We start from the raw sequence: 6,211 nt of genomic DNA, 5'->3' as shown, positions 1-6,211 counted from the left end.
GGTCGAGATCCAGCCCGTCCACGGCGGTCGTCTCGCCGTAGCGCACCACGAGGTCGCGCACCTCGACCGCCGGCGCGTCGGAGTCGGGGCGCAGCGGAGCGCGACCGTCGGTGCTGCCCACGGCGACCACCCTAGGTCGCGAGCGAGGCGACACGGGTGCACGGGTACGACCGGACGGCCCGCTCAAGAGGCCTCCTCGGTGACCGGCTGCCGCTCGGCCCGAACGGCGCGGGCAAGACGACGACGGTGGAGGTCTGCGAGGGCTTCCGGGAGCGGACCTCGGGCTCGGTCACGGTGCTCGGCGCCGACCCGACAGGTGCGCCCGAGGCGCTCCGCGCCCGCATGGGAGTCATGCCCCAGGGCGGCGGCGCGTACCCGATGGTCCGCGTCCGGGAGATGCTCGACCTCGTCGCCGCCTGCTCCGCCCGGCCGCTGGACACCGAGTGGCTGGTCCGCATCCTCGGGCTGGAGTCGTGCGCCCGCCTGCCCTACAAGCGGCTCTCCGGCGGGCAGCAGCAGCGCCTGAGCCTGGCCTGCGCGGTCGTCGGGCGCCCGGAGCTGGTCTTCCTCGACGAGCCCACCGCCAGCCTCGACCCGCAGGGACGCCACCTGGTGTGGGGCCTGGTGCAGGCCCTGCGCGCGGACGGTGTCGCCGTGCTGCTCACCACCCACCTCATGCAGGAGGCCGAGGCGCTCGCCGACGACGTGGTCATCGTCGACCACGGCCGGGTCGTCGCCGCCGGGTCGCCCGACGAGCTCACCGCCACCGGCTCCGAGCGGCGGATGCGTTTCCGCGCCGCGCCGGGCATGAACCTGACCCTGCTTGCCGAGGTCCTCCCCGAAGGCCACGCCAGCTCCGAGGGCCCGCCCGGGCACTACACGATCGAGGGCGCCATCGACCCGCAGGTGCTCGCCGCGGTCACCGCGTGGTGTGCGCGCCAGGGGGTGCTCGCCGACGACGTGCGGGTCGGGCGCCGCAGCCTCGAGGACGTCTTCCTCGACCTCACCGGGCGGGAGCTGCGCTCGTGAGCGCCGCACCCCCCGGGACGCCCTTCCCGAGCGGCACGTTCACGCCTGACCCCGGCGTGGGGTCGCGGGCCCGGATGCTCGCCGTCCACACTCGGACCGAGACGCTGCTCGCGCTGCGCCACTCCGAGCAGCTGCTGCTCACCCTGGTCATCCCCCTCGCGCTGCTCGTCGGGCTGACGCTGCTGCGCGGCCTCGTCGACCTGCCCGACCCGCGGGTGAACGCCGCGCTCGGCACCGTGCTCGCCCTCGCGATGATGTCGACCGGCTTCACCAGCCAGGCCATCGCGCTGGGCTTCGACCGCCGCTACGGGCTGATGCGCCGGCTCGCGGCCACCGCGATCCCCCGCTGGCTCGTCGTCACCGGCCGACTCGGCGGGATGGCCGCCGTCGTCGTCATCCAGGTGATCGTGCTGGGCGGGGTCGGCCTGCTGCTCGGCTGGCGGCCGGACGCGGCGGCGATCGGATGGGCGGCGCTGCTCGTGGTGCTCGGGGCCGCGGCCTTCGGGGCGTGCGGGCTGCTCCTCGGCGGGTCGGTGCGCGCGGACCTCGTGCTCGTCATCGCCAACGTGGTGTGGTTCGTGCTGCTGTTCGTCGGCGGGATCGTCGTGCCCGCGGACCAGCTCCCCGGCCCGCTGGGTGCGGTCGTCCAACTGCTGCCGAGCGGGGCGCTCGCCGAGGGCCTGCGCGCCGTGCTGCTCGGCGGCACGCCCACGCTCTCCCAGGTCGTGGTGCTCGTCGTCTGGACCGCCGTCGCCGGCCTCGCGGCCGCGCGGACCCTGCGCTGGGACTGACCGTGCTCCTCGTCTCCTACTCGATGGTCGAGCTCCCGCTCCGCTCCGTCTCCTACCGACTGTCGTAGGGTGAGGTGCGTGACCGGAGCGATGACACGGTGGTCCACCCCCCCGGCACTGATGCGCGTCCTCGCGGTGCTCGCCGTCATCGGACAGGGCGGGATCGCGGTCACCGGCGCGGTCGTCCGCGTGACCGGCTCCGGGCTGGGCTGCCCCACGTGGCCGGAGTGCTTCCCCGGCAGCCTCGTCCCGACCCCGCACCCCAAGGTCGCGGCGCTGCACCAGTGGGTGGAGTTCGGCAACCGCATGCTCGGGATCGGGCTCGTGCTGGTCGCCGGCGCCTGTGTGATCGCGGCGGTGTTCGTGCGCCCCCGCAGGCGACGGCTGCTGTGGCTGGCGTGCGCCATGCCTCTGGGGGTCGTGGCCCAGGCGGTCCTCGGCGGGATCACCGTGCTCACCGGACTCGCCTGGTACACCGTCGCCCCGCACTTCCTGGTGTCGATCCCGCTCGTGTGGCTCGCGGTGCTCCTGGCGCGGGACGCGGCCGCGCTGGACCGCGGATCCGAGGCGCGGGTGACGACGGTGGGGCGGCAGGTGCGCGGTCTGCTCGCGGTGAGCGCGGCGGTCCTGGGCGCGCTGCTCGTCGTCGGGACCCTCGTGACCTCCGCGGGCCCGCACGCGGGCGACGCCTCGACGCCGCGGCTCGATGCGTTCTCCGTGCCGGAGCTCGCCACCGCCCACGCCGACCTGCTGTTCGCCTTCCTCGGGCTGCTCGTGGGCCTGGGCTTCCTGCTGCACGCCGTCGGGGCGCCGCGGCCGGTGGTGGTGCGGTTCCGCGTCCTCGTGCTGGTGACGCTCGCGCAGGGGGCACTCGGCGGGGTGCAGTACGCGCTCGGCGTCCCCGAGGTCCTCGTCGCCTTCCACGTGCTCGGCGCGATGGTGACGACGGCTGCCATGGCCTGGCTGTGGGCGGCGACGACGGAGCCCGCGGCGCCGATCCGGCCCGCCGAGGCCGACGCGGTCGTTGCGCCGGCGCTCTCCGCGCCGTAGGCATCCCCCTCGGGCTCGATGAGGGGCCGACGAGGGGAGCGACGATGCGAGCCGTCCGGGTGGAGGTCCACGGCGGACCCGAGGTGCTGGTGCCGGCCGAGATGGCCGCCCCGGAGCCCGGCGAGGGCGAGGTCCTCGTCGACGTCGCGGCCGCGGGCGTCAACTACATCGACACCTACGTGCGCAGCGGCATCTACCCGGCGACGCTGCCGACCGTGCCTGGTGTCGAGGGCGCCGGGACGGTGCGCGCCGTCGGGGCGGGCGTGACGGACCTGGCGGTGGGCGACCGGGTGGCGTTCGCGGACGGTCCGGGCACCTACGCGCAGCAGGCCGTGATCCCCGCTGCCCGCGTGGTGCCGGTGCCCGAGGAGCTGGCCACCGAGCTCGCCGCCGCCGCGCTGCTGCAGGGCATGACCGCCCACTACCTCGTGCACGACACCCACCCCGTCGCGCCCGGGGATGCCGTCCTCGTGCACGCCGGCGCCGGCGGGATGGGGCTGCTGCTGTGCCGGATGGCGTCCGCGCTCGGCGCCACCGTCATCGCCACGACCTCGACCGAGGCCAAGGGCGAGCTCGCCCGCGAGGCGGGCGCACACCACGTGCTGCGCTACGAGGGGTTCGCCGACCGCGTCCGGGAGCTGACGGGCGGCCGCGGTGTCGCGGTCGTCTACGACGGAGTCGGGGCGACGACGTTCGACGGTTCGCTGGCCTCGCTGCGGGTACGCGGCGTCCTGGCGCTCTACGGCGCGGCGTCCGGGCCGGTGCCGCCGATCGACCCGCAGCGGCTGAACTCCGGCGGGTCGATCTACCTCACGCGGCCCTCGCTGGGATGGCACGTCATGACCACCGGGTCGCTGCGTGAGCGGGCGGCCGCGGTGTTCGGGATGGTGACGGCCGGGGCGCTCCCGATCCGCGTGGGTGCGCGGTACGCGCTGGACGACGCCGCGCAGGCGCACCGCGACCTGGAGGGCAGGGCGACCACGGGGAAGCTGCTCCTGATCCCCTGACCGGTGCGCCCTATGCCCGCCCTGCCTTGATCAGGAGCACGCGGGGCATGCGACCGGGCCCTCGGGAGTGCGTGGTGTGCCCCTCGTCGGACATCACGCTGGGCCTCGTTCGATCGCGCCTGATCAACAGCACATGACGCATGCGGTGAGCGCCGCGAACATGCGTGATGTGCCCGTCGTCGAGCGATGGAACCGCTGCTGCCTCGTCGCCCTCGAAGGGTCATGGAGGACATCTCCGGACCGTTCCGGGCGAGCGAGGCGATCGCGGCCGGCCGGATCACCCGCGGTCGGGTCGCGGGCCCGGCAGCGCGACGGCTCTTCCCCGACGTCCACGCGCTCACCGACCGGGTCGCCACCCCCGATGACCTCGTAGGCCGCGCTGCCGAGGCAGCTCTCTACGTGCGGGGTTCACCTGCCGTGATCGGCGGCTACGCGGCCGCGGAGATCCTCGGGGCGAGCTGCGGGCCCCGGCCGGCGGCGGTGGACCTCGTCGTCGGACGGCGACGGGTCCGTCCGCGGCCGGGTCTGCGCATCCGTCAGGACCTGCTGGCTCCCGACGAGATCGTGGAGGTCGGCTCGCTGCTCGTGACGAGCGCGGTCCGGACGGCGTGGGACCTCGTGCGTGAGCTCGACGCCGTCGAGAGGGTCGTGGCCCTCGACGCGCTGGCCCGGATCGGTCCCTTCGACCCACAGGATCTCCTGGCGTTGGTCGAGTCCCGGCCACGATCCCGTGGCGCGGGTCGAGTGCGCGAGGCCGTCGCCCGGTCGGACCCGCGGGCGGGATCGCCGCCGGAGACCCGGATGCGGCTGGCGCTCGGTGCCCACGGGGTGCCGGCGGCGGTGCCGCAGTTGGAGGTGTGCGACGCCGAGGGCTGGTTCGTCGCGCACGTGGACCTCGGCTGGAAGGAGGCGAAGGTCGCCGCCGAGTACCAGGGCGATCACCATCGCGTCGATCGCGAGCAGTGGATGTATGACCAGGCCCGGTTCGCCGATCTCGCGGGTGCGGGGTGGCTGGTCCTCCCCTGTACGGCGCAGGACCTGCGATTCCCGCGCGCGTTCGTGAAGCGGATCCTGGCGGCGTTGTCGGCCCGGACAGGATGATCAGGGGCGCACCTGGCACGGCGGACGCGCTCGGAGGGTGGGCTGTGTGCCCCTCGTGCGGCGGGCCCGACTGCCGGCCTTGATCAGGAGCACGTCAGGCATGCCGACAGCGCGTCGGATCTGCGTGGTGTGCCCCTCGCAGGAAGGGGCGACGCGCGGGCCGGAGGGCCGAGCGGGTCCTAGAAGGGCCAGCCCAGCGCGGGCCAGCCGAACGCCGAGTCCACCGCGACCGCCACGAAGAGCCCTGTGAGGTAGGTGTTCGACAGGTGGAACAGGCGCATCGTGTTGACGACCTCGTCGCGGTGCACCGCGCGGTCGAGCCGGTGCGCGGCGATGAGGAACCAGACGCCGCCGACGACGGCCGTCGCGAGGTAGATCCACGACGTGGCCGGGACGAGCAGCGCCGACCACGCCACCATCGCCCACGAATAGAAGACGATCTGGCGGCTCACCCGCTGGGGCGAGGCCACGACCGGCAGCATCGGCACCCCGGCCGCCGCGTACTCGTCGCGGTAGCGCATCGCGAGCGCCCAGAAGTGCGGCGGCGTCCAGAAGAAGATGATCCCGAACAGCACGAGGGCGGGCCAGCCGACGGTGCCCGTCACGGCCGCCCAGCCGATCACCACGGGCATGCAGCCCGCGGCGCCGCCCCACACGATGTTCTGCGAGGTCCGGCGCTTGAGGACCAGGGTGTAGACGACGATGTAGAACGCGATCGCCGCGACGGACAGGCCCGCCGCGACCCAGTTCGCCGTCAGGCCGAGCCACACCGCCGAGGCGGCACCGAGCACGAGGCCGAACACCAGGGCGTGCGAGCGGGGCACCGCGTCGCGGGCCAGCGGCCGCTTGCGGGTGCGGGCCATCTTGGCGTCGATGTCCGCGTCGATGACGCAGTTCAGGGCGTGCGCGCTGGCGGCGGCCGCGGCACCGCCCACGAGGACGGCGAGGACGAGCCACAGCGACGGCACGGACCGCTGCGCGAGCATCATGGCCGGGACCGTGACCACGAGCAGTTGCTCGATGATCCGGGCCTTCGTCAGCGCGAGGTACGCCCGGACGGTGGCCATGGAGCGGGCCCAGAGCCCGCCCAGCCTGGTCCGGTCCCCCGACGGCGCCGGACCGACCGCCGTGCTCACCCGATCACCCGGTCCTCTCCCCGTCCTGCCGACGGTGCCTCGGGAGACACCCGACGGCCACCTCCTACACGCTGTCGTCGGTGCAGTCTGCACCCCG

Annotated in this window: 6 protein-coding genes; 5 read left to right on the top strand and 1 reads right to left on the bottom strand. The window is 74.4% G+C overall.

Annotated features, from left to right (window positions below):
• The first annotated feature begins 156 nt into the window (after nt 1–156).
• From VGI02_RS21820 to VGI02_RS21800, 5 genes are all read left to right on the top strand, one after another.
• Nucleotides 157–1,029, top strand: coding sequence for an ABC transporter ATP-binding protein (locus VGI02_RS21820; protein WP_331630799.1), 873 nt, complete (start codon nt 157–159; stop codon nt 1,027–1,029).
• A gap of 74 nt (nt 1,030–1,103) precedes the next feature.
• Nucleotides 1,104–1,820: an ABC transporter permease gene (locus tag VGI02_RS21815; protein WP_331630802.1), complete on the top strand. Its 717-nt coding sequence runs from the start codon at nt 1,104–1,106 to the stop codon at nt 1,818–1,820.
• A 78-nt stretch (nt 1,821–1,898) separates the two neighbouring features.
• Nucleotides 1,899–2,870, top strand: coding sequence for a COX15/CtaA family protein (locus VGI02_RS21810; protein ID WP_331630798.1), 972 nt, complete (start codon nt 1,899–1,901; stop codon nt 2,868–2,870).
• Nucleotides 2,871–2,914: 44 nt separating this feature from the next.
• Nucleotides 2,915–3,877: a quinone oxidoreductase family protein gene (locus tag VGI02_RS21805; protein WP_331630797.1), complete on the top strand. Its 963-nt coding sequence runs from the start codon at nt 2,915–2,917 to the stop codon at nt 3,875–3,877.
• Between the two features lie 222 nt (nt 3,878–4,099).
• Complete coding sequence (locus tag VGI02_RS21800; RefSeq protein WP_331630795.1) at nt 4,100–4,978, top strand: endonuclease domain-containing protein; 879 nt, start codon at nt 4,100–4,102, stop codon at nt 4,976–4,978.
• Between the two features lie 179 nt (nt 4,979–5,157).
• On the opposite strand, the gene VGI02_RS21795 is transcribed toward VGI02_RS21800, so the two are convergent.
• Entirely contained in the window at nt 5,158–6,045 is an 888-nt protein-coding gene (locus VGI02_RS21795; RefSeq protein WP_331630801.1) for a heme o synthase, read from the bottom strand.
• Between the last annotated feature and the right edge of the window lie 166 nt (nt 6,046–6,211).

The organism is Actinomycetospora sp. (genome assembly GCF_036497245.1).
Classification (GTDB): Bacteria; Actinomycetota; Actinomycetes; order Mycobacteriales; family Pseudonocardiaceae; genus Actinomycetospora.
The sequence above is the reverse complement of the archived record's forward strand: the minus strand, read 5'-3'. Positions and strand labels throughout refer to the sequence as shown.

Bases quoted from the DNA above. Each gene is read 5' to 3' on its own strand.
- VGI02_RS21815 (WP_331630802.1), top strand. From the start codon at position 1,104: ATGCTCGCCGTCCACACTCGGACCGAGACGCTGCTCGCGCTGCGCCAC.
- VGI02_RS21805 (WP_331630797.1), top strand. From the start codon at position 2,915: ATGCGAGCCGTCCGGGTGGAGGTCCACGGCGGACCCGAGGTGCTGGTG.
- VGI02_RS21800 (WP_331630795.1), top strand. From the start codon at position 4,100: ATGGAGGACATCTCCGGACCGTTCCGGGCGAGCGAGGCGATCGCGGCC.
- VGI02_RS21795 (WP_331630801.1), bottom strand. From the start codon at position 6,045: ATGGCCACCGTCCGGGCGTACCTCGCGCTGACGAAGGCCCGGATCATC.